Consider the following 22,707-nt stretch of genomic DNA (forward strand, 5'->3'; position numbering starts at 1 on the left):
TCTCAGTCGCGATCTTCGCGGGGCCGCGGGCGGCTCCAGTGCAGCGACCATGACGAGCCTGCATCGTCGTCGCGGAACAGGTTGGCGCGGATCGGGTGCGGTAAGGCCGGATCGTCGAGCAGCACCGAGAGATATTCGCCAGCCTTTTCGCCGGTGCGTTTCCATGCAGCACCGACCTCGGGACCGTCATGCTCAATGTAATGGACGCGATAGTCCGGCGCATTCTCCGCATCGGAATGTTCAGCGGGCACGATGACGAGATCGCGCTTCATGGTGAGCGTGACGAGCTGACCGGCGAAGCCGGATGCGTCACGCGCAAATTGACCGATCTGTGGCATGGTATGTCTCCTGTGTTGGTGGGTTTGGCGTGGGTTCAATGCGTGACCGCCCGCCATTCGTAGCGGCCATCGCCTTCCTCATCGGTCCAGAGCGGAAGCGCCCGGCCGATGACGGAACTGGCGGGAACAGGTCCGAAGTAACGGCCGTCGAGGCTGTCCCGGATTTCCCAATTCATGAGGAAGAGTTCGCCGTCGCGGATGATGCGGCAGCCCTGCCAGACCGGCAGATCGCGTCCCATCCGGTCGCGCTCCAGTGCATCGCCCATCTCGACGTTATCGACGGTGATCGTCGCACCGTTGCGGCAGACGCGCTGTCCCGGCAAGCCGAGGACGCGTTTCAGCAGCGGCACGTCCCGCCCGATATAGCCGCGCTCGACCATGAACCGCTCCAGCGGTTCGGGCGGCGCGATGACGACGAGTTCAGGAACTTCGACCACATCGGCAGGAACAACTGTGTAGAAGCCGATGGGCGCGCTGGCGGTCGCATTCCAGATCAGCCTGGTTGGCGGATCGGCAACGGCCGTGGCGACAAGCGTACCGACGGCCAACATGGACACGGCGAGGATATGACGGCGGCTCATGGTGCGATCCTCCGGCGGCTGACCCATGCGGCATGGCGTTCCGGCGTGTAGGGGGTGGGGTCCTGACCGGCGATCATGCGGTTGTGGACGTGCCGCCAATGGTCCGGCGCAGCATCCGCAGGATCGACGCCAAGCGCGTCCACGGCGTCGATGGCGGCCAGCGCTTGCTGCACCTTTGGCCAGCCATCAATACGCAGCAGGATCTCGCCGCCGGGGCGAACGAAGGGCACGGTCTGGAACGGCTCGCCACGCCCGACAGCGCGCAGGATGTCGAGCCGCGAAACGATGGTGCCGTAGTCGTTGGAGGCCCAGCGGACGAAGGCGAAGATGCTTTCGGGTGCGAAGCCGACGAGACTGCGGCGGCGGTCGATGTTCTGCTCAAAGCTCTTGTGGCCGAAGCGTATCCAGTGCTCAACCTTCCGCTTCTGGAAGGCCAGTTCGACAAGTGTGGTGAAGGGCGCTGGACCGTCCGCCAGCGGATGTTCATGCGCACCACGCCCGGTTTTGCCGGTCATGGCCGGTCTCCTTCGGTGGGTGGAAACTCGCGGCCCAGCAGCTCGCGCAACATCACGGCGACGGTGACGCCGCGCCGGAAAGCGGCGACCTTGATGCGCCCGCGCAGTTCGGGTGTGATGTCGATGGTCAGGCGGGCGGTAAAAGCCTCGGCAGCCATCTTTCCGGTTGCCGGCGCATCGGCGGCCCTGACCCAGCTATCGGGATTACCCGGACGCGATGCGAAGCCGGATTTGGCGGGTGGACGTGTCATCGCACAATCCTCCCGATCCCGAGGCTATCGATCTCGGCCACCAGCGCTGTGACCTCCTGTGCAGCCCGTTCGCCGCCATCGGTCTCTGAGACCAGTCGCCCAGTTTGTGCGGCTTCAGCAAAGGCGACGCGCTGGCCGATGGTCGTGGCCAGCAACGGCGGATCTTGGTCCGCCAGTGTCTCAGCCGTTTCGCGGGCGATGACGGTGCGCGCAGCGCATCGGTTCAGCAGAAAACGGGCGGCCAGTTCAGGACGATAGATGCGTGCTTCGTTCAGAAGCGCCAGCATCTCGGCGGAGGCCCAGCCGTCGAAAGGAGATGGCTGCACCGGGACCAGCACCAGATCGGCTGCAAGCAGCGCTGAGCGCATCAGACCAGCGACACGGGGCGGACCATCGATGACGACATGGTCGGCGTCACGCGCCAGCTCCGGCGCTTCCCGGTGCAGCGTATCGCGGGCCAGGCCGATGACACTGAACAGCCTTGGCAGCCCTTCATGGCCACGCCGCTGCGACCAGTCGAGTGCGGAGCCTTGCGGATCGGCGTCGATCAGGATGACGCGTTTGCCTTCCGCAGCCCACGCACCGGCGAGATGCAGCGCCAACGTGGTTTTTCCGACACCGCCTTTCTGATTGAGGAGAGCGATGATCATCGCTGTCCTCCCGGCTTGCTGAGAGGAAGTTCAGGCGTGCTTGTTGACGCGGGCGATCCTTGCTTTGGGGGTGTCAGCTTGCCTTTATGGGCACCCGATCTGAGGGCCGCACCAGCCTTCGCGATGAGCTTTTCCACATCGCGCCGCCGCTCTTCAAAGTTAGATTCTGTGTTAGACTCTAAGTTAAGGGCGCGATTTTCGCTTTTGTTACCGAAGGATAGGAGGTGTTTGGGTTCCCGATAGCACGAGCCTCCGGTTCCTGATGGCACGATAGTCCGGGTTCCCGATAGCACGAGACTATCCACAGGTTTTCCACAGGCCGGGACAGGCTCGAAAGCGAGCAGCATCCGGCCGCCGGTTTCGACCTCGGCGAACAGGGTGTAGCCGGGCAGTGGCTGGCGGCGGATAATGTCGCGCAGCTCGAAGGCGAAGCGCTTGAACGGCGACAGACTGCCCGATTTCTGGTGCAGGTGACGGAAGTCGAACCGCCAACCGTTTGTCTGCCGCCCACCATGCTTGCGCACCAGGCGATAGAGCCAGCGGTCCATCCCGCCGGTCAGATTGAAATAGGCCCGGTCGATGGTGAGGATCAGGGCGTCATCCAGAACCGCACTGTAGAACCAGTCGGGCACGATCATCTCGATGCCGTCCGGACGGCCATTGGCATCGGTCCGCTCGTGCCATTCGTTGATCCACGAAAAACGATGTCGCCGTCCATTCGCGCGCTGGCGGATCGAGGTTGCAACCGTGGTCGATTGCAGCCGGTCCAGCGCCGCCTTCAGGCGCTGATAGTCCCTCAGGGAGGTTCCGCGCCCTGTGAATGTCAGGATTTCATAAGGCGTTGCCGCCATCAGGCGCGACGTGCGCAGACCGGCGTCCCGCGCTTCCACGATCTGGCTGGCCGCCCAGATCAGTATATCGGCGTCCCAGATCGTCGCCATACCGTGATCGGGAACAGCTTCGACACGGATCGAGACGTTGCCCAAGGCAAAGTCAATCGGGCGGATACGGTGCGATTTGGAAAGGGAAAAGAAAGGATAGGCCATGAGATCCTGCGCGTCTCGTGGTGCGAATTCCCCGGGAAGCGCCCGAAAGAGATCGAGTTGCCCGCGTTCCGAGGCGGATGGGTGCTGCGCTGCCATCAGGGGCTGACTGCCGTGTTCAGCGCGTGATGCGCTTGGGCGAGGTGAATGCGGTCGGCGGCATAGGTTTCGCCGGGAGAACTTGTCCGCGTGGGTCCGACGTGGAGGTAACCGATCCGCGCGCAACCCAGGCTGCGAGATCCTCGACCGAATAGACAACGCGGCCGCCGAGCTTGTGATAGGCAGGTCCCGTTCCGTAGGTTCTGTGCTTTTCCAGCGTGCGCGCGGACAGACTGAGGAAATCGGCGGCTTCCTTGGTGCGCAGATAGCGTGGCGGCAAGGCGGCGAGATCAGGTCGCATGGGGTGGCCTCCGTGGTTGTGCAGGATGCCGCTGACGATCAACGGCATGACATGCGCACGGTGGCGAAGGCGCGGCGGCATGGGGGATGAGGAAGATCGAAGGGGTAGAATCCTCACCCTCGATCAGACGTCAGTGTCAGGGTTTGCGACGATGGCGCAAAAGGTCCTGATAACCGCCGTCGATCAGCGCGGCGGCAGATCGGACAAGGGCGATGACAGAGGCGCGCAAAGCCGATGTCTTCCACGGCTCAGCGCGAACGCGCGCCTCTCCGTAGATGGCGATGGCAATCTCACGATAGGTCGCGTGGTTGGCGTTTCCGTCGGCAGCTTGCATCATCAGGCGAAACCGCCGGCGCTGATACGGCGTCATCCTGGGATCGCGGCGCGCGGGTTTCCCGGCCAGCATGTGCCAGAGCCTGAGAATGGCTTCGAGCCGATCCGGCAGATTTTCGTCAAGTGGCAGAATGATCGCCGGCTGCGAATTGGCATCGGTGTCGGCGAGGATCAGATATTGAACGCCGTCTCTGGCGTCGCAGACACCATATGTCCCCTCTGGTCCGCAGATGGCATCAGCAAGATCTACCGATAAGGCGGACGGAGAAGGCGGAAGAAAATCGGGCGCTGCCCCGAGCATCAGCATGTCCGGATTGGCAACAGGCGACCAGATGACCGGTTGGTCGAGCGCGGAAAAGCCGGGGTCTGCCGGGAAATCGCAACCCCCAGCGATGTTGGACATCATCCGCAAAGGGAAGATGCCCGGCGCCTTGCGCTACAAGATCATCGAAACTGGCCTGGTAGGAGGCGTTACGCCGCAGGCATTCCCAGGCGACACCCTCAACGGGCAGCGCATCGTAGAATTCATACTGGTTCTGGTCTCGCCAGCGGGATGTATCCGGCTTCATTGCTCCGCTCCTGGTTGAAACTGCACAGGTGGAGCGTGAAAGAATTGCGGCGCCTCTACCGAGATGGAAGCCGGGACAAAGACATGGGGTGATGCTCTGAAGGCATCACTGGTGCGACGGCGGCGAGGTCAGGTCCGATCTGTCGGATGACGCAGCAGCTGACGATAGCCGCTCTGTGTCATCCAGCGCGCCCGTGCCAGATGGCTGTCATGGACCTGCCGGGCGCGTTCAGGTTCCCGAACAGGGTCAATTCCGAACAGCACATTGACGGCTTCGGTCCATTCCGCCCCATCACCGGCGGCATCGAGCAGCCGCATATAGAGCTTGATATGCGCGCGATCATATTTGGTCAGCTCGTCGCTAACAGGTGCAATATCGTCGAAGGGAGGAACCGGAGATGTCATGTCGCGGGTCGCCACAGAGCATAGCCCGCCGCAGCGGATTGATGATGTCGCCGGCGCCGGTCAGGCGTCACGGATCTGTCGGTATCTCTTCTCGTCTTGGTCATGAACCAGCAATACTCCTTGCCCGCGATCCGTGGACAGGAGAACAATCCCTGCTGCTTCAAGCGCCCGGCGCACCTGATCCCGCGTTGTCTCATACACCTCGAGCCGGTTCTCGGACTCAAGGCGTTTCAGGGCAGTCAGCGATATTCGGGCCTTGTCAGCGAGCGTCTCCTGCGTCCAACCCAGCAACGCGCGTGCGGCCCGCGACTGTCGAGCGGTGATCATGCATGATCACCTCCCATCGCGACCGGCGCGCATTCCAGAACTACGGCTATTTTAGTCGCCTTCGCCTGATACGCCATACGAAATCGTCGAATCTGGCCAGGGCGTTATCTGCACGGCTGAGCATGCAGCCGACTGATTCGCCTGTATGTCACAATTGCAGCGCTTGTGCTGGCCGTAGCGCCGACCAGCGCAAGATGATCTCCAAACGCTCCACGGGAAATGATCGTGATATGTTTGGAGATCATTGTCGTTGCATTTTACACTGGATATGATACCTATTCAGATCAATGCGACAGTAATGATCCGTAAAGGCATCACATGAAGGCGGAAGAAGAAACACTGAGGCTGATCGGCGACCATTTTCGCCGCGCGCGTCTTGCAGCGGGGTTGACCCAGGAGCAGGTGGCCGATCTTGCGGGCATTTCGCGCCCGCGCTACCGCGACATCGAGACGGGGGCGGCGGCTGCGCGCACCACGACATTGATCAACATTGCCAGGGCGCTTGGGCTGGAAATGATGCTGGTCCCGCAGGCGATGGTGCCCGCCATCGAGGCGCTTTTGCGCCCCGAGGCCGAGGATGATCATCCGGCCTTCAGCCCGCAACCGGAGAGCGACGATGACAGCCGTCCGTACCGCTGAGACCATCACCGCGCTGGACGTGTTCCTGAACAGTGCGAAGGTTGGCATGATCGTCAGGACGCCGGGTGATTTCAACGCCTTCAGCCTTGATCAGGCCTATCGCGCGACCGGCGGCATTCCGGTTCTGAGCCTGTCGCTGCGCGCGGCATCAGGGGGGCTACGCAAGGATCCGCGACCTGTCGCAGGCAGCCTGCCGCCCTTCTTTGCCAACCTGCTGCCCGAAGACCGGCTGCGCGAGGCGATGGAAAGACACCATGCGGGCAATGTGCGGCCGGGGAATGATTTCGATCTCCTGGCAGCTCTGGGCGCGGACCTGCCGGGTGCCGTTCGGGTGGTGCCCAGTGACGGTCAACCGGGCATCGGGGCGGCGCCCGCCCAAGGGCGGCCCAAAGCCCGCTTCTCGCTGGCGGGCGTGCAGATGAAGCTCTCGGTAATGAAGAACACGGGCAAAGGCGGGGGGCTGACCTTGCCGCTCGGGGATGACGAGGGCCAGTATATTGCAAAATTCCCCTCGACCGCCTTTCCGGGTGTGTCGGAAAACGAGTTCGCGAACCTCGCGCTTGCCGAAGCCATCGGCATGGACGTGCCCGAGCGGGAACTGGTCAGCCGAGGGCAGTTCGAGGGGATTCCCGAAGAGTTCGAAACACTTGCCGAGGGGCTGGTCCTGCTCGTGCGGCGTTTTGATCGCGGGGCAGACCGGCAGCGCATCCATATCGAGGATTTCGCGCAGGTTTTCGGCCTGTACCCGGCGCGCAAATATGATGGCGCCGCCTCCCACGACATCGCCTCTGTGCTGAATGTGGCAATCTCGCCGTTCGCCGCGCTGGAGTTTGTCCGGCGGCTGACCTTCTCGGTGGTCATGGGCAATGGCGACATGCACCTCAAGAACTGGTCACTGATCTATCCGGGCGACGGCGACACCCCCGCTCTTGCACCGATCTACGACATGCTTTCGACCATTCCCTATATTCCGGCAGATGGGCTGGCGCTGTCTCTGGGCGGCGAGCGGGCCTTCAAGGGCCTGGCCCCGGCCCGCTGGAAGACGTTTGCCAATCGGGCAAGGCTTCCCGAGCCTGCCGTGCTCAAGGCCGTTGTCGAGACGGTGAAACGCATCGATGCGAAATGGTGGACACTGCCGGAACGCGAGGTGGTCCCCCCGCCCGTGCTGGAACGGATCGACGCCAATGTGAAAACCATGATCCCGATCCTGACCGGCTGAGCAGTTCCAGCCCGGTCAGGTCACCGGGCCTGGCGGCTTTCCCGCGGGCACGGGAAAGGCCCCGACCTTGCGGTCGGAGCCTTTGTTCCGCGCCTCAGTCGCCGCGGCGACCGTTGGGGCGGGACCAGATGAGGGAGAAGGTTTCGCCGTCCTCTTCGTCGAAGAGGTTGGCGTAGATCGGAGCGTTGAAGCTTGGATCGTCCAGCTTGAGGCCCAGATAGTCGCGGCCCTCGTTGGAGCGCTTGGACCAGGCGGCGCCGATTTCAGCGCGACCGACCAGAACGCGGTGGCTGGGGGCATTCTCGCCGGTGGCGCGCAGGTCGGGGATGATGCGCACGCCCTTGGCCTGGACGCTGAGGGTGACGATTTCGCCGGTGAATTCGTTCGAGCCGGTCTTCTTGAAGGTGCCGATGGTTGCCATTTTAAGTCTCCGCTTTCCGTTTCCGAGCCCGCACCATTGCGGCCTCTATGGCGATCGACCGGCCGGAGACGAACGCTGGCGCACCCCAAAGGGGCTGGACAGCACAGGAGGAACTTTCTTGTTCCGCGCGGAATGGCGGCTTTGCCGACAGGGGAAGAAAGTTGTGACGACGCTGTTGCGCTAAAGCGGTCGAAGCGCATCGCGCTGTTCTTCGGCCAGATCAGGCCATTGAAGAGGCCGTTTGGAGCGGTCGAGACACGGGGGTGAACGGGGACGGTGGCAACCTCGAGGCTCCATCAGGATGACCAGACCGGCGCACCGGCTTGTCTGGTCCCCCGCGTTTCAGGTCGTGCACATCCTTTTCTCCGGCCTGTGCTATCGGCATTGCCCCAACCGGTTTTCGGTCAGTCCTCGAATGCTGGCACTGACCGTCCTGCGCTCCTATGGACCGTGCCTGTGCCTCACGCTGCCCTGGGATCCACACGCTATCTACCCACCCGCCTCCTGACGAAGACGGCAGATGATCCGTATCCGCTTCTGGTCCTGCCTCTACGGGTCACTCCAGTTCAGGTGCGTGCAAGGTTCCCGTCCGCAGGGCCGGTTGCCGCCATGCCTGCAACGCGCAGGAACGCCGTCACGCCCACCGCGACCGCACCGACTACCGAAAAGATGATCTGCCACGTCTCGGACGGCATCATGTGTTTGACGATCCCGAGCGTAGCGTAAAACCCTGCCACGCCCGCCGGGGCAACGAAGGTCAAAGCGATCAGCAGCCGTGCCCAGATCGGACGAACCAGCATGAGCAGGCCCTGACCGACCGCCACTGTCAGACCCGCAGCGATAAGACCGATGAGGATGCCGCCAAGCCAGCCAGCGCCCGTGCCATAGGCCCATATGCCTGCGTTCAGGCCGATAAAGAACGGCAGGGCAAAAACGGCGAGATTGAACAGCAGCCAGCACATGGTCCCGATGGCTGCAATGGAAACAATAATTCCGAGAACGATCATGGCGGTGACTCCGTGCAAAAGGTCGGACGGCTGCGCCTTCCACCACCACCACCATGGCGCAATCACAGCATAGCAGCATTCCTCTCACCGCGCGAGAAGCGATGGCTTTCGAGGCCAGGCCTGTCCGAAAACTAGCAGGTTGAATGAGAAACCTTATGCGTCTGGTGGACCAGTATCTGCTGCACCTCTACGATGACCATATCGTTGGGCGGAAGGATGCGGGTTAAACTTTATGGCAGAAGTCGATTGGTCAGATCGGGCATTTTACGACGATGGCGAATGGGTAAGCTGGTCAGACATTGACGAACAGCTTCGCCACAAGGAATGGGGAGCGAAGTATCCAAACGCCATCCGATCAATGATCCCGTATTTTGAGGACCTGATCTCACTCGCTGAGAGCTACCATCTGGAGACGGGCCTGCATTTGTCCGTGTATGGCGACATCGGTGAGCTGTTCGGTGCCATCACCTACGGCATCAAGTTGAACAAGACCTACGCGCAGGGTTCGGACGGCAGGCTCGAAAACGATCATGTCGAAATCAAAACCATCACACCTTTCAAGACCAAGGACGTAGTGATGGTGGATACATCGAGGCATTTCAACAAGTTGCTCGTGGTCAAAATAAATGCGGAGTTCCAGGTCTCCGGGCGAATGGTCAGCCGCAAGCAATTGCCAAAGCGCTCAGGCCGTTATCTCCGGATTCGCTGGGAGGACCTGGCGCTCTTGCAGTAGTGCGCAATGGCGTTATGCCGAACCGGCAGCGCTCACGCGCTGCCGGTCCCGAAGCGATAGACTGGGATGCCCATCTTGCGGGCCTTGTCGGCAAGGTTGTCCTGAATGCCGGTGCCGGGGAAGATGATGACCCCGATCGGCATGATGTCGAGCATCTGGTCGTTGCGCTTGAACGGTGCTGCCTTGGCATGTTTCGCCCAGTCAGGTTTGAAGGCGACCTGTGCGACCTTGCGGTTATTAGCCCATGTGGCCGCGATGCGTTCCGCGCCCTTGGGCGATCCGCCATGCATCAGCACCATGTCCGGGTGCTTGGCGTGGACCTGATCGAGCTTGGCCCAGATCGTCCGGTGATCGGTGGTGTCACCGCCCGAGAAAGCGATTTTCGGTCCGGCGGGCAGCAGCACCTCGTTGTCGGCCCGGCGTTTTGCGGCGATGAAGTCGCGGCTGTCGATCATGGCCGAGGTCATCTGGCGATGGTTGACCCGTGAGCCGGAGCGTTGCGACCAGGGCGTTCCGGTGGTGCGCAGATAGATGTCGGCGGCGGTATCGCGGAAGGTTTCCATGCTGTCGCGGCGCTCGATCAGGCTTTGTCCCGCGCCGATCAGGGTTTCGAGCTGGACGGATTTGACCTCGCTGCCATCCTGTTCACGCTGAAGGCGCTTCTGTGCCTGCTCGTTATCGTCGAGTTTGGTCTCGATCCGCTCGACAGCGCGGTGGAAGGTGTTGACGGTGGACCAGAGGATCTCGTCGAGGTCGAAATCGAGGCTGGTGTCGGCCATGGTGGAAATCAGGGCGTCGAAGATGTCGGAAACTGCGCCCTGGATGACGTGATCTTCGGGTGTAATCCGGGGATCGGCCTCGTCTTCGGAGGGACGGTAGCCGTAGAGTTCGAGTTCTTCGATGGCATGGCCGGTCGGGGACGTGCTGTGATCGGGTTCGAAATCGTCGTGCGCGTACATGGGATGCTTCCGTCAGTTGGACCGCGACCGTCGCGGCCTTCATGGCGAGACACGCCCACGGGCGCTCCGGTCTGGCAGCGCGAGCCTCTGGCGAGGGCCTTGATGGCAAAGCCCGGCTGATTTGTTTCGCGCTGTAAAGGCGGGCTTGCCCGCCGACGGAAATCAGTCGGGCGCCGCCATTGCCTGACCGGAGCGTTTGTGGGCCGATCGCCCTCTCGGAAGGCCAAGGCGCGGTCCTCTGCTGATGACAGGATGCAGCCTGCACGCATGACAGGATCGGAACGGTCCGATCACGGCCCCGTGCCGGCTATGCAATTGAAGCCATGAAGCGGCTGACGTCCTCGGGAGCGATTTGCACCCGGATCTCTGTCCGAACGGCATCCAGTCCATGAGTTGTGAGATCTTCGTTGAAGTCCCCCATCATGGGGGAGAGCGTGATGGTCTCGATCCCGACCTCGTGCGCCCGGTCCACCAGGCTATCGCGGGCGCTGTCACCTGCCGGATCGTTGTCGCGGACGATATAGAGCCTGCGCAGGTGCGGCGGGAACAGGATGGCAGCGAGATGCCCGGCCGAGAGTGCGGAAACCATTGGCATGGTGGGCAGAGCCTGACGCAGCGACAGGATGGTTTCGATACCTTCCCCCGCTGCCATGACATCCCGCACATCCCCGAAACGAACCGCATGTCCGAGCAGGTCGCCCATTGCCTTCCTCGGCGGATCGACAGGTGCCTTGCCGGAACCGTCAGGGGCCAGCCATGTGCGGTGCGCACCGGTGATCCTGCCATCGAGGTCGGTGACGGCGGCGATCATGGCGGGCCATGTTTCGGTCGTGCCATCGTCCTCGGGCCGCCAGTAGCAGTTGGGATGGAAGCGCAGATTTGCGGTTTGGCGTAAATCCGTAATGCCGCGTCCGCGAAAATACGCTTCTGCGGTACTGCCGATCAGCGGCTGCGTCATGCGCCAGAGGCGGCGTGCTGCCTCGGATGATCCCGATGGTGCTGGCGTTCTGGACTGACGGGATGGCGGCTGCGGTTCAGGATGCGGCAGGCTGAGGAAGCGCCGGGCCTCTTCGGCAACGTCTGCGAAGTCGATCAGGCCGAGCGAGTCCCGGATCACGTCCAGCAGATCGCCATATTCACCCGTGGCCGAGTCCTGCCATTTGCCGGCAATGCCTTTCACGCTGTCGTGCAGCCGGACGAACATGGAGCGGCCAGCCGTGTTTCGGACATCACCAACCTGCCAGTAATTGCCCTGTTTGCGACCATTCGACAGATAGTGACGGCACACCGCCTCGGCCTGTCGGCCGAGACGCTGCGCCAGTTCGGAAGCGTTGAGACGCGCCATTATGCGGCCTCCCGCTCACCGATGCGCAGGGCCGGGAAGCGGTCAAGCAGTTTGCCGATGATCTCCGATCCCGTTGCATCGACGGGCACGAAGAAGCGCAGTTTCCACGAGATGATCTCGCTGAAGAGGCCATAGGCCCGCAGCCGTTCGCGCATCGCGTCAGTAAAGCCGGTCAGTTCGATCCGGTTGGCGCCCATGACGCGGACGCGGCGCAATTGCAGTCCCTCGGCGAGATCAAGGATCGTGCGACCTTCGATCAGCGCGGTATAGGCGGCATCCGGTGTCAGGCTGTTGGTGACGCCACTGGTCGAAGCTTTGGCGGCCCAGGCCGGCGATACCCGGCGACCGATGATGCGTTCGCCCTCGTCGGTCTGGAGCCGATAGACGCGGGCGGAGTCCTGCGGCAGGCGTTTCCAGATCGGCAGAAGCAGCCCTGTCACCATATGCAGGATGCTGTCGGTGAACTCCGGCACCTGGGCCAGTTCCGCCTTCCAGGCTGTGGTGAAGGCGGCACGGTCAGCCTCGATCCAATGGGTCTCGCCCGTCGCCCGCACCGGAATGTTCATCGCCTCCATGGGACGGATCAGCCGCACGCGCCGTTCGATCTCGCCATCATCCAGCATGACGCTGGTGGTCGGGATCTGCACGGCGGCGCGACCGGATCGCTCGTTGATGAGCAATCTTGCGCGGGGATCATCCAGTTCCGCGAGGGCCGCATCGAGCGTGACCGGCTGATTGCGTTTGCGCTCGGTGAGCGTCAGGAGCCGGGTTTCCGCGCCGGTGCCCGGATGGGTGTGGATCACTTGCCGGTCGGTGACGATGAAACTTTCGGCCTTCAGCGTTTCCAGCCCCATATCATAGGTGCCGGATGCAATCGCCCCGTCGATACGCGCCTGCAGAAGCTGCTCGAAGGCGGCGAACAGGATACCCTGCAATTCGATGGTCAATGCTAGCAGGCGGTTGAGGAAGGTGGTGATCGGCGGCAGGTCGTCCTTCACACCATTGCCGTCCATCAGCTTCAGGCCGGTTGCGGATTCAAACCGTTCGAGCGAGCATCCCTCGACCTTGCCGCGCACAATCAGAAGATAGAGCTGGCGCAACGCATCGCGAGCATAGGCGGATTCCAGATTATCCTCGGGACGGAACAGCCCCTGACCGCCGGTCTGGCGCTGGCCGCGTGTGATCGCGCCCAGCGTGTCGAGGCGGCGGGCGATGGTCGAGAGAAAGCGCTTCTCGGCTTTGACATCCGTGGCGATGGGCCGGAAGAGCGGCGGCTGCGCCTGATTGGTACGGTTGGTGCGACCCAGCCCCTGAATGGCGGCATCGGCCTTCCAGCCAGGTTCCAGCAGGTAATGCACGCGCAGCCGCTGGTTTTTCGCCGAGAGTTCGGCGTGATAGCTGCGCCCCGTACCACCGGCATCAGAGAAGACCAGAACGCGCTTCTGGTCATCCATGAAGGCCGAGGTCTCGGCAAGATTGGCAGAAGGCGCACGGTTCTCGACCGCAAGACGTGCCGATACCCCGTCACCCTTGCGCACGATCCGGCGCGAACGGCCTGTGACCTCGGCCACCATATCCGTGCCGAAGCGCTGCACGATCTGGTCGAGCGCTCCGGGGACAGGCGGAAGCGAACCCAGCTGCTCCAGCATCTCGTCGCGCCGCGCCACGGCTTCACGGCATTTCACCGGCTGACCATCGCGGAAGACGGGGCGTGACGACAGGTTGCCCTCGCCATCGGTGAAGGGTTCATAGAGCTGCACCGGGAAGGAATGCTGCAAATACGAGCCGACATACTCCCTCGGCGTGACATCGACGGAAATATCGTTCCATTCCTCGGTCGGGATCTCGGACAGCCGCCGTTCCATCAGGGCTTCGCCAGTCGAGACGATCTGGATGACGGCGGCATGGCCCGCTTCCAGATCGGCCTCGATGGACCGGATCAGGGTCGGGGTTTTCATGGAGGTCAGCAGATGGCCGAAGAAGCGCTGCTTCGTGCTTTCAAAGGCCGAACGGGCGGCGGATTTGGCCTGCCGGTTCAGCGTCCCCTCGCTGCCGGTGATGTTGGCGGCTTCCATCGCCGCGTCCAGATTCCCATGAATGACGGCGAAGGCGGCAGCATATGAGTCGTAGATGTGCCGCTGTTCGTCCGTGAGCTGATGCTCGATCAGTTCATATTCGACGCCATCATAGGAGAGTGAGCGGGCGGTATAGAGGCCGAGAGATCGCAGGTCGCGGGCCAGGACCTCCATGGCCGCAACGCCACCGGCTTCGATCGCCTCTACGAACTCTGCACGCGTCTGGAACGGAAAATCCTCACCACCCCAGAGGCCGAGGCGCTGCGCATAGGCGAGATTGTGGACGGTGGTGGCGCCGGTTGCCGAGACATAGACCACGCGGGCATCGGGCAGCGCGTGCTGAAGCCGCAGGCCCGCACGTCCCTGCTGTGAAGCGGCGACATCACCGCGTTCGCCTTTGCCGCCACCGGCATTCTGCATGGAATGGCTCTCGTCGAATATGATGGCTCCATCGAAATCGGACCCCAACCATTCAACGATCTGCTTGACGCGGGAAACCTTCTCGCCCCGGTCGTCGGAGCGTAGCGTGGCATAGGTAGTAAAAAGGATGCCTTCCGACAGCTTGATCTTTACGCCTTGAGGGAAGCGTGACAGCGGCGTGACCAGCAGCCGTTCCATGCCGAGCGCCGACCAGTCGCGCTGCGCGTCCTCGATCAGCTTGTCGGATTTGGAGATCCAGATCGCCTTGCGCCGACCGCGCAGCCAGTTGTCGAGAATAATGGCGGCAGACTGGCGACCCTTGCCAGCGCCGGTTCCGTCACCGAGCATGAAGCCCCGGCGGAAGCGGATCGATCCTTCAGCATCCTCCGGCGCGGCGCTCACATTGTCGAAATGCTCGTCCACGGTCCAGGCGCCGGCGAGATGATCGGCGTGGGCTTCACCTGCATAGATCACCGTTTCAAGCTGGGCGTCCGACAGACGCGCGCAGATGTCGGGCGGCAGCATGGGCCGGTAGGACGGCTTGGGCGGTGCGACCGAGGCCATGGCGGCGGATTGCACCAGCTTGGTCGGATGCGGCTGTGCACCAGCGATACGCAGCGATTGCAGCGCATATTCCTCATAGATCGCGTCGGACAGGCGAGCGCCTTCCGGTGGCGTCCAGTCCACGGTCTCATAGGCGAGTTCGACGCCATCAGGATCATTGGCCGAAGCAGCGACAGATCGCGTAACCGCCGAGCGTGCGAGATAGCCCCGCACGGTCTTCGGCGCGGTGGCCGAAGCGGAAACCACGATCTTCGGCAATGACACTGGCAGGCGCGGCGGAACCTGTTCCTCGATCCATCTGATCAGCGTGGCAACATCAGGCGCGATCCCCGGCGAAGCCGGCAAACTGGCGGGATCGTCGGCGGGCAGTTTGTCGATCACGGTCAGCCGCGTGTCGATCGTGGTGCCGTGCTTTGCATAGACCGCGCCATCGACGGCAGCGCTGAACACCACGCGGCCACGGGCCTGCAAGCGGATGAAGGCGTCCCGCCATGCCGGAGCTTCGGGGCCAAAGCCAGCGCCGGTGATCGTCACCAACCGCCCGCCGGGAGCAAGACGGGCCAGTGCCGCGGCAACATGGCGATAGGCCGCATCCGCGACACGCCCGCTGACATTGGCCATGACCGAGAATGGCGGGTTCATCAGCACCACGGACGGGACAGCATCCGGAGCCAGATGATCATCGATCTGGGCGGCGTCGAAGCGGGTGACGGCAAAAGCCGGAAAGATCTGGGCAAGCAGATCGGCGCGGGTCTCGGCCAGTTCGTTGAGGATCAGCGAGCCACCGATGGTCTGCGCCAGGATCGCCAGAAGGCCGGTGCCCGCCGATGGTTCCAGCACCCTGTCATCGGGCGTAATCGCGGCAGCCGTCAGAGCGGTAAGGCCGAGCGGGATCGGCGTCGAAAATTGCTGGAGGTTTTGGCTTTCCTCGGAACGCCGGGTCTGCGTGGGCAACAGCGCCGCGATCTTTGCCAGCACGGAAATGCGTGTAGCCGGAGACGCGGCTTTACGGAAAAGCGCCTTTCCGTATTTGCGTAAGAAAAGGACGGTAGCGACTTCGCACGCCTCATAGGCCAGCTTCCAGTCCCAGACGCCAGTAGCGTCGGACGCGCCGAAGGCCGTTTCCATAGCACGGCGCAAGGTGGCGGCATCGATGCGTTCACCGCGTTCGAGAGACGGAAGCAAAAGATTAGCCGCAGCCAGAATCGCGGGCGCAGCCGCCAGTGGCGTGACCGGATCGGCCACGGGAAACACCATGTTCATGTCGGAAACCTCAGGAGAGCAGAAATGGAAGAGTCCGAACAGCGCTCTCTCTCGACCGCCCGGACTTAACCCCTTCCGGCCCGCCTCTGACTCTCAAAGCGCAGCATAAAAAAAGCGCCCCGACCGGACGGTGGGGCGCTTGTCAGTGTCTTCTCGGGATCATCCGAAGCGGTGACCAGCTGCGGTGAAGGTGTATTCATTGGCGGCAATGGTTTCATCGACAGCCTCGTCCGAGGACAGATAATCATACTCGCGCTCAAGCTGGCGGTAGAGCCAGCGGGCCAGATCGCGCAGCGCCTCGATGACCGCCTCCTCGGCATCAGCGGTCATGTCCTGCCAGGTCGGGCTGTCGCGCTCGACCGTGATCGACATGCAGTATTCGTGATAATAATGGCCGCGATGGCTGGCATCGGCGCGAAGCTGATAGAAGTTGCGGCGCTGGACCGCCTGAAGGGCATCGGCGATACGATGCAATTCGGTGTCCTGCGGTGCGTGCTCCCGGATAAGGCGCGGAGCATGTTTGCGGTAGGAATAGAGAGATTCGAAGCAGGCACCGTCCCCTTGTGACCAGAAGCCCCGGAACCAGATGCACGGTTCCTGCCGTGTGCCGCCGTCCATCAACCGGACGGTGCGGGTCTTGAGGTTGAGCCCGAGGATTTCGGCGATGCGCTGGAAATCCTCATAGACGGCATCGTACCAGTCATAGTCGAAGCCGCCCTCACGATACCAGGCACGGGCCTTGTCCTTTGCCACATCAGACAATTCGTTGAGGCGATAGACGGTGGTTTCGATGACCTCAGGCATAGGGGTCTCTCCCTTCCAGAACCGAGGAAAGCCAGCCATCGGTATAGATCCAGTCCACTGTCTCGCCGGTGGCGAGATCAAGGACATGCGCCCCACCACCAAATCCGTCGATGCGCGGTTTCGAGCAGCTGTTTGCGTACTGGAAACCCCATAATCCGCTGAGGCCAAATTCGGCAGCGCAGCGTTTGACAAACTGAACGACATGCTCGGGATCGCCGGTGACATCATCGCGCATCCAGAGTTGCGTGCTGCCATGTTCTGGCTGGATGGAGAGCAGGAAGCCATCTGAAGGCGGATCCTCAACGGCATTGTCATCCGCCAGAGCGTTGTAGAGATCAAGCGCGCGGGCGGCGTTTTCGGGGGTGCCCACGTCAAGCAGGCAGGAAAAGTGCGTGTAATAATCGGCCATGACGGTCTCCGGACATGACATGGCCCGGCGTATGGCCGAGCCGAATGGGATGGAATGGGTGAAGCTCAGGCGGCCTGCGGCAGGCGGAGCAGATCGGCCGAGGTTTCGCGCCAGAAGGGATCGACCAATCGGGCCTCCAGCGCAGCGGCGCGGTAACGCAGCCGTCTCGCATCGCCGGGGTCCGAAGCCCGGAACGCCATACCGCGCAGGCGGCTGGCCTCGGTCACGATCCTGCGTGCCTCGGCATCGGACGCGACTGGCTGTTGCCAGAGGATAATGCCGGCGCGGATTTCGCCGGCGAGGACCAGGCGCTGATCTCGGTCCTGAATGAGCATGATGCGCGGTTGAAAATACGGGAAGCTGTCCGGCCCCGTGCAAATATTACCGCGCGCCACGCGCAAGGCTGCGGTCTGTATGGCCTCTTCCAGTGATGGGCATTCCCCAAGCGGGATCACGCGGTCAAAGCTGTTCGCCGCGTCACTGGCGTCATAGCTGGCCGCGCCGAGGCATGAGATGCGCAACGGCAGCTTTTGCGACCGATAAAGCGCGGGCAGAACATCGGCAGCCAAAATCTGACCGATGGAACGGAAGGTTACGGAACGGACAAAGGTCATCGGGATCACTCCATGACGGGCGCCGGTGAGCCTCTCTCTCCGACCCTCAACCCGTCACGGCCGAACGGCCCGCACTCTTCCTCTCTGACCGGGGCAGCCCGGTTCCGCCGTCGGCGATGGGCAACCATCGCGACGCGCTGAAGGCCCGGTCGCGGGCTTGTCGCGGCCAGGCCGTCGGGGATGAGGCGCGGTCGCGCCTTACCCCCAAGGATCCAGCTCCAGCTTCACCATGTCGTCGTCGCCGTCGAACTCGGCGGCGGGACAAGCGGCGTGGGTGCCGTCCCCGGCCTGGAACACGACGATCTCGACCATCAGCGTGGCGGCGAGGCTGGCGGCGAAGGCGGTGGCATCTGCATAGGACATGGGTTCCGGCTCCTGTCTTTGGAGGCGGGGGACCATCCCCCGCGCGACAGGCGCCCGAAGTGTCTGACCGGATCTGCAATCACCCTCGGGCGTTCGGACTTTTTCCGAATCCCCGAGGGCGGCACGCTCGCGTAAGCCGACCCTTTACGGGTTGATTGTCAAAGAGACGGATCGGACCAAGGTTTGCGAATGGAAGCGGGGGTGGTGCTTTGCATCTGACAGGATGCCGGATACCCGCCCGCAGATGCTCTGCCGCGCCAGCCTTGCCGCCATGCGGGCATCAGGATCGTGTTCCCATCAGGCTGGAAATGGCCGTCGCTTGCCCATGTGCAGGGATGGCCGGGTTTTGTGGTGAAGCTGGAGGTGGACCTGTGGGGTGAACAGCTATCATCCTCACGGCCCGACACCCCGCGATCGAGTCTTCAGGTCCAAAGCCCATCGGCGATCTCACGCGCGATCATAACGCGGGCCTTCATCATCAGATCGTCGCCTGATGTGTCGACATGACCGAAGAAACGGGCACGAGCGCCATGAGCCGTCCAGTCGGCGTAGCGGCAATATTCACGGGAATCGAGCCGGAAGACGCGCATGTCTTCGGCCCAATGGGGCTTTGGCTCCACAACAACGGTCATGCCGTCGCGGCTTTCCTCCCAGGGCAGGGTGCGCTCCGATGGGGAATGTTCGCGATCCTCAAGAAAGATTTGATCGACGTCGATGATGGCGGGCATGGAAGCGCTCCAATGAAAAAGCCCGATCACAAGGACCGGGCGCGTTGCGGAAACGGAGGGTGCAAACGGGGCAGCCGAAGCCACCCCGCCTGAGAACTATTCAGCAGCGACCATGTGCTGTTCTTCCTCGTCGTCAGCCGGGTCGTCCTCGCTATCGCCGGAGAGGAAATCGGGCAGATCGTCGGCTTCTACGTCAGTGCCCGCTGCCGGATCGGTCCCGATTCCGTCATCCACCATGCGCAGCGGCTCGGGCAGCCAGCCGGATTCCGCCAGGAGGCGTTCGGCTTCCTTGGCCATGTCTCCCTTCTTCAGGTGCCCGATCAGATCGGCGGCCCGATCACCGGCCCCTTCGCGCACGGCTTCAAGGATACGGGGCTTGGTCACGCGACCGAGATAATTGCCAACCGTCGGCCGCCAGCCCACGGCTACCATGTCAAGGTCGGTCGAACGGGCGAGCCGGTCAGCCTGCGACAGGCGGATGTCCAGCCCGTGCTGACTAACGCCCGCGCCGCTGTAAGGGTTGGGCTTTTCATAGAGCGCGTTGACACCGAAGCTGACGCAATGGGCGAGCAGATCCATGCGCGAACCGTCGTCCAGATCGGTCAGCCAATCCCAGAGGGCGGCATCGTCTGCCGGGACATGATCGCCCCAGCGTTCGTGGCGGTCAGCGATGGCCTTGGCCGAAGCGCTATCGCGCAGATCCTCGGCCTGAGCGGGCAGATGAACCTCCCGGACCTGGGCTTCGAGGCATCCCTTGCTGGAATGCGGCATGAAGCAATCCATGACCAGCCTGTGCAGCAGTGCCGTCATAGCGACATGCGGGTTTACTGCCACCGCATCCCGCAGCGCCAGCGTCCGATGCGCGGTCAGCTCGCTGACCAGGCGATCGGGCAGCGGCTTGATGGTGTCGGCCTCGTCTTCCTCCTCAGTTTCGACCGTCTGGCCGCCCAGCGTGATAACTGCACCCATGCGGCTTACCTCCGGTTCTGCCCGCTGGATCACCTCGCCGGTTTCCGGGTCAACGATTTCAGCTTCCGGTTCCGCAGGCGTTTCATCTTCGGCGCGAACATAGCCGCGCTCGATCAGCAATGCGCCATCGGCGTCGATGCTGATGAAGACACCCGCCATGCTGATCTGGTCCGGCTCGAAGGTCATCGGACGGCGCTCGAAGGTTTCCAGCGCCTGTTCGATCTCACCGAGGCGGGCGTCGATCTCGTCCGGCAGTTCGTCGGCCTCGCCATATTCCGCTTCAAGCCGCTCATATTCGTCGCGCAATGCCTCGCGGGTGGCGCGTTCATCTTCGGTCAGATCGACCGTCGTGCCGACAATCTGGCGAAGGCCATGGTCGTGACCATAGGGAAAGGTGATGGCGACTTCGATCCATTTCCAGCCCTCGGCGGCGATGGCCTCGGCCTCGGCCCTCAGCTTTTCGCCCACCAGCCGGTCGAGCAGCACCGGATCTTGCAGCCAGCCGCCATCGTCCTGCTGGAAGAGATCGCGCAGCACGCAACCGCCAGCCTCCTCATAGGCGGCAATACCGACAAAAACCGCCCGCTTGTCGGCGGCGCGGACCGTGGTTTCTGTCAGCAGGCGGCGGATGTGGTAGGGTTCTTTCTGCCAGCCATCCTTGATCGCTTCCCAGACCTGCTCCTGCCGGGCATGGTCAGAACTGACGCTGAAGGCCATGAGCTGTTCCAGCGTCATGCCATCCTCGGCATAGACGTCGAGCAAGGCCGGTGAGACGGAAACCAGACGCAGGCGCTGTTTCACCACCTTGGCATCGACGAAGAAGGCGGCGGCGATGGCTTCCTCGGTCATGCCCTTTTCGCGCATGGCCCGGAAGGCGCGGAACTGGTCGAGCGGATGCAGCGGTGCGCGCTCGATGTTCTCGGCGAGCGATACCTCGTCGATCAGCACATCGGCGCTGGCTTCCGACACGACGCAGGGGATCGGCGCGGTTTTGGCGAGGCGCTTTTGCTTGACCAGCAGTTCCAGCGCCCGGAAACGGCGACCGCCGGCGGGCACCTCGAACATGCCGGTTTCCTTGCCCTCGGCATCCACGACCGGGCGGACATGCAGGGACTGGATCAGGCCGCGACGGGCGATAGACTCGGCCAGTTCCTCGACCGAGATGCCAGCCTTGACGCGCCGGACGTTGAACTGGCTGAGGACCAGCTTGTTGAAAGGAATGTCGCGCGAGGACGACAGGGTGATCTTCTGAACGGCAGTGGCCATGTCAGTTACTCCATGACGGACGCCGGTGAGCCTCTCTCTCCGGCTATCAGCCCGTCACGAAGCGAAGCGCCGCCCTCTTCCTCTGAAGAGAGCGACGCCAGCCGCAGAACCTGAAACCCGGAAATCAGGCACTCCGGTTTTCTGTATCGGCGGATGTACAGGAAAAGCTCGCGCCGACGCGGTAGAGCAGACGCTCGGCGGCGCGGATGCTGCCGGTCTCACGGGCGGCCTCGGCCCAGACCGAGATCGGGAAATCGCCGGTGAACAGCAGATCGCGCTCGATGACCATGCCGAAGGGCAGCCGGACTGACTGCATCTCGCCAAGGCTCCACGAACCCAGTTCGGGATGGCCGAGATCCGCCAGGCCGAACATGATGTCGCCATCCTCATCCAGCTCGGTAGCGAGCCAGACGCCTTCACCGAGGGGATTGAAGAACTTCACGACCGGGATGTGATCTTGATCGCGCTGGTGACCATTGGCCAGCAGGCGGTCGTGCTGTGCGCCTGTCAGGAGGATCATGCCGCCGCCCTCCGGTCGGTTTCGCTCGCATCCGACTCCCCGGTGTCTTCGGCAAGCTGATGCGACAGCAGCCAGTCCGCCGCCTTGCTGGCCTGCGAGGCCGCGCGGACAATCGCGCGGGAATCCTCGCGCATGACCTCCAGCCACGACCCGATGTAATCGGCATGGCGGACGGTCGGCATGATCCCGAGCGCGGCGCAACTGAAGGCCGCGGTCTGTTCGGCAATCATTTCCTCGAAGGCGTATTTTTTCGAGCCAAACGAGCCGGTCAGATCGCGGTTGAGGCGGCTGTGATGGCCGCTGGCGTGCCCCAGCTCATGCAGGGCCGTCCTGTGCCAGTTGATCGGCTCGAAATAGGCTTGCGGAGGCGGCACCTGCACATAGTCGAGCGACGGCATATAGAAGGCGCGATTGCCGCCAATACGGAAGTCAATGCCGGTGGCCCGGATCAGCGCCTCGACCTGAGGTTCGATAAGGCCCGGCGGCGGTGGCGGCGCGACTGCCGTGATCTCATCGGGTAGGCCATCGCATTGCGCGGCGTTAAAGACCGTGAACCGCTTCAGGAACGGAATGGCATGCGCATCCTCACCCGTTTCGCGGGCACGGCGCTTCTCGTCCTCGGGGGTGAAACGGTCGGCATAAACGACAGTCGTGCCACGCTCGCCCTTCCTGACATTGCCGCCAAGCGAAAGCGCCTGGCGGAACGTCAGCCACGCCTGAGCGGGGAAACCATGCTGGATGACAGCCCCCCAGAGGATGAGAATATTGATGCCGGAATAGGACCGGCCGGTTGAAGCATTTCTCGGCAGGCCCAGCGGGGCGGTATCAGGCGACGCACCCCAAGGCTGGACCCATGGCAACCGCCCTTGCTCCAGCTCGGCGATGATCTTGTTGGTGATGTCGTCGTAAAGGTTGCTGCGCGCGCCACCTTCCGCGAGGTTACGACCCTGTCTGGCCATCGGGATGATCTCCGCGACG

27 protein-coding genes are annotated in these 22,707 nt (G+C 62.8%); 3 read left to right on the forward strand and 24 right to left on the reverse strand.

Annotation, left to right across the window (positions count from 1 at the left end; all coding sequences use genetic code 11):
* Positions 1-2: 2 nt before the first annotated feature.
* The 11 genes from ACMT1E_RS06215 to ACMT1E_RS06265 all read right to left on the reverse strand — a co-directional run bounded on the left by ACMT1E_RS06215 (position 3) and on the right by ACMT1E_RS06265 (position 5,411).
* Positions 3-338, reverse strand: coding sequence for a DUF736 domain-containing protein (locus tag ACMT1E_RS06215; protein ID WP_009450545.1), 336 nt, complete (start codon positions 336-338; stop codon positions 3-5).
* 35 nt (positions 339-373) lie between these two features.
* A complete protein-coding gene (locus tag ACMT1E_RS06220) occupies positions 374-919 on the reverse strand; it encodes a S26 family signal peptidase (RefSeq protein WP_414902773.1) in 546 nt (181 codons plus the stop codon).
* A complete protein-coding gene (locus ACMT1E_RS06225; protein ID WP_414902774.1) occupies positions 916-1,434 on the reverse strand; it encodes a DUF2840 domain-containing protein in 519 nt (172 codons plus the stop codon). Before ACMT1E_RS06225 ends, ACMT1E_RS06220 begins: the two co-directional genes overlap by 4 nt.
* The gene (locus ACMT1E_RS06230; protein WP_009450548.1) at positions 1,431-1,685 is read right to left on the reverse strand and encodes a hypothetical protein; all 255 of its coding nucleotides are present in this window, start codon (positions 1,683-1,685) and stop codon (positions 1,431-1,433) included. Before ACMT1E_RS06230 ends, ACMT1E_RS06225 begins: the two co-directional genes overlap by 4 nt.
* Complete coding sequence (gene parA / locus ACMT1E_RS06235) at positions 1,682-2,335, reverse strand: ParA family partition ATPase (RefSeq protein WP_414902775.1); 654 nt, start codon at positions 2,333-2,335, stop codon at positions 1,682-1,684. The genes ACMT1E_RS06230 and parA overlap by 4 nt, the downstream gene beginning before the upstream one ends.
* Positions 2,332-3,477 carry a replication initiator protein A gene (locus ACMT1E_RS06240; protein ID WP_414902777.1) on the reverse strand — a complete coding sequence of 382 codons (1,146 nt, stop codon included), beginning with the start codon at positions 3,475-3,477 and terminating at the stop codon, positions 2,332-2,334. The genes parA and ACMT1E_RS06240 overlap by 4 nt, the downstream gene beginning before the upstream one ends.
* Positions 3,478-3,496: 19 nt before the next feature.
* A complete protein-coding gene (locus tag ACMT1E_RS06245) occupies positions 3,497-3,778 on the reverse strand; it encodes a helix-turn-helix transcriptional regulator (RefSeq protein ID WP_035746363.1) in 282 nt (93 codons plus the stop codon).
* 136 nt (positions 3,779-3,914) lie between these two features.
* Positions 3,915-4,418 carry a DUF2285 domain-containing protein gene (locus ACMT1E_RS06250; protein WP_035746338.1) on the reverse strand — a complete coding sequence of 168 codons (504 nt, stop codon included), beginning with the start codon at positions 4,416-4,418 and terminating at the stop codon, positions 3,915-3,917.
* Positions 4,348-4,680, reverse strand: a complete 333-nt coding sequence (locus ACMT1E_RS06255; RefSeq protein ID WP_219436409.1) for a transcriptional regulator domain-containing protein — start codon at positions 4,678-4,680, stop codon at positions 4,348-4,350. The genes ACMT1E_RS06250 and ACMT1E_RS06255 overlap by 71 nt, the downstream gene beginning before the upstream one ends.
* Before the next feature lie 128 nt (positions 4,681-4,808).
* Entirely contained in the window at positions 4,809-5,084 is a 276-nt protein-coding gene (locus tag ACMT1E_RS06260) for a DNA -binding domain-containing protein (protein WP_309588308.1), read from the reverse strand.
* A gap of 60 nt (positions 5,085-5,144) precedes the next feature.
* Positions 5,145-5,411, reverse strand: coding sequence for a helix-turn-helix domain-containing protein (locus ACMT1E_RS06265; protein ID WP_035746341.1), 267 nt, complete (start codon positions 5,409-5,411; stop codon positions 5,145-5,147).
* Between the two features lie 318 nt (positions 5,412-5,729).
* Between ACMT1E_RS06265 and ACMT1E_RS06270 the strand changes: the two genes are divergently transcribed.
* Positions 5,730-6,050 (forward strand): helix-turn-helix domain-containing protein, encoded by a 321-nt coding sequence (locus ACMT1E_RS06270; RefSeq protein ID WP_009450556.1) that lies wholly within the window; start codon positions 5,730-5,732, stop codon positions 6,048-6,050.
* On the forward strand, positions 6,028-7,269 hold the full coding sequence (locus ACMT1E_RS06275) for a type II toxin-antitoxin system HipA family toxin (RefSeq protein ID WP_414902780.1): 1,242 nt from the start codon (positions 6,028-6,030) through the stop codon (positions 7,267-7,269). Before ACMT1E_RS06270 ends, ACMT1E_RS06275 begins: the two co-directional genes overlap by 23 nt.
* Before the next feature lie 94 nt (positions 7,270-7,363).
* On the opposite strand, the gene ACMT1E_RS06280 is transcribed toward ACMT1E_RS06275, so the two are convergent.
* Together ACMT1E_RS06280 and ACMT1E_RS06285 are read right to left on the reverse strand one after the other, a co-directional pair.
* Positions 7,364-7,690, reverse strand: a complete 327-nt coding sequence (locus ACMT1E_RS06280; RefSeq protein ID WP_009450558.1) for a DUF736 domain-containing protein — start codon at positions 7,688-7,690, stop codon at positions 7,364-7,366.
* A 566-nt stretch (positions 7,691-8,256) separates the two neighbouring features.
* Positions 8,257-8,697 (reverse strand): hypothetical protein, encoded by a 441-nt coding sequence (locus ACMT1E_RS06285; protein WP_009450559.1) that lies wholly within the window; start codon positions 8,695-8,697, stop codon positions 8,257-8,259.
* Between the two features lie 232 nt (positions 8,698-8,929).
* Between ACMT1E_RS06285 and ACMT1E_RS06290 the strand changes: the two genes are divergently transcribed.
* Complete coding sequence (locus ACMT1E_RS06290) at positions 8,930-9,430, forward strand: hypothetical protein (protein ID WP_009450560.1); 501 nt, start codon at positions 8,930-8,932, stop codon at positions 9,428-9,430.
* 32 nt (positions 9,431-9,462) lie between these two features.
* On the opposite strand, the gene ACMT1E_RS06295 is transcribed toward ACMT1E_RS06290, so the two are convergent.
* The 11 genes from ACMT1E_RS06295 to ACMT1E_RS06345 form a co-directional block, all read right to left on the reverse strand.
* Positions 9,463-10,389: a DUF2493 domain-containing protein gene (locus ACMT1E_RS06295; protein WP_009450561.1), complete on the reverse strand. Its 927-nt coding sequence runs from the start codon at positions 10,387-10,389 to the stop codon at positions 9,463-9,465.
* A gap of 307 nt (positions 10,390-10,696) precedes the next feature.
* The gene (locus ACMT1E_RS06300; RefSeq protein WP_414902782.1) at positions 10,697-11,734 is read right to left on the reverse strand and encodes a toprim domain-containing protein; all 1,038 of its coding nucleotides are present in this window, start codon (positions 11,732-11,734) and stop codon (positions 10,697-10,699) included.
* Entirely contained in the window at positions 11,734-16,056 is a 4,323-nt protein-coding gene (locus tag ACMT1E_RS06305; protein WP_414902784.1) for a strawberry notch-like NTP hydrolase domain-containing protein, read from the reverse strand. Before ACMT1E_RS06305 ends, ACMT1E_RS06300 begins: the two co-directional genes overlap by 1 nt.
* A gap of 159 nt (positions 16,057-16,215) precedes the next feature.
* Positions 16,216-16,860, reverse strand: a complete 645-nt coding sequence (locus tag ACMT1E_RS06310) for an antitoxin of toxin-antitoxin stability system (RefSeq protein WP_414902786.1) — start codon at positions 16,858-16,860, stop codon at positions 16,216-16,218.
* Complete coding sequence (locus ACMT1E_RS06315) at positions 16,853-17,269, reverse strand: hypothetical protein (RefSeq protein WP_414902787.1); 417 nt, start codon at positions 17,267-17,269, stop codon at positions 16,853-16,855. Before ACMT1E_RS06315 ends, ACMT1E_RS06310 begins: the two co-directional genes overlap by 8 nt.
* Positions 17,270-17,334: 65 nt before the next feature.
* A complete protein-coding gene (locus tag ACMT1E_RS06320; protein WP_414902789.1) occupies positions 17,335-17,883 on the reverse strand; it encodes a hypothetical protein in 549 nt (182 codons plus the stop codon).
* Between the two features lie 198 nt (positions 17,884-18,081).
* A complete protein-coding gene (locus ACMT1E_RS06325) occupies positions 18,082-18,246 on the reverse strand; it encodes a hypothetical protein (protein ID WP_015740132.1) in 165 nt (54 codons plus the stop codon).
* 422 nt (positions 18,247-18,668) lie between these two features.
* The gene (locus ACMT1E_RS06330) at positions 18,669-18,974 is read right to left on the reverse strand and encodes a hypothetical protein (RefSeq protein WP_414902790.1); all 306 of its coding nucleotides are present in this window, start codon (positions 18,972-18,974) and stop codon (positions 18,669-18,671) included.
* A gap of 96 nt (positions 18,975-19,070) precedes the next feature.
* Entirely contained in the window at positions 19,071-21,209 is a 2,139-nt protein-coding gene (locus ACMT1E_RS06335) for a ParB/RepB/Spo0J family partition protein (RefSeq protein WP_414902791.1), read from the reverse strand.
* Positions 21,210-21,333: 124 nt separating this feature from the next.
* Positions 21,334-21,729, reverse strand: coding sequence for a DUF2958 domain-containing protein (locus tag ACMT1E_RS06340; protein ID WP_414902793.1), 396 nt, complete (start codon positions 21,727-21,729; stop codon positions 21,334-21,336).
* On the reverse strand, positions 21,726-22,688 hold the full coding sequence (locus ACMT1E_RS06345; RefSeq protein ID WP_414902796.1) for an ArdC family protein: 963 nt from the start codon (positions 22,686-22,688) through the stop codon (positions 21,726-21,728). The genes ACMT1E_RS06340 and ACMT1E_RS06345 overlap by 4 nt, the downstream gene beginning before the upstream one ends.
* Positions 22,689-22,707 lie beyond the last annotated feature (19 nt).

This window comes from Sphingomonas flavalba, assembly GCF_047553045.1.
In the GTDB taxonomy this organism is placed as follows: domain Bacteria; phylum Pseudomonadota; class Alphaproteobacteria; order Sphingomonadales; family Sphingomonadaceae; genus Sphingomonas_L; species Sphingomonas_L flavalba_A.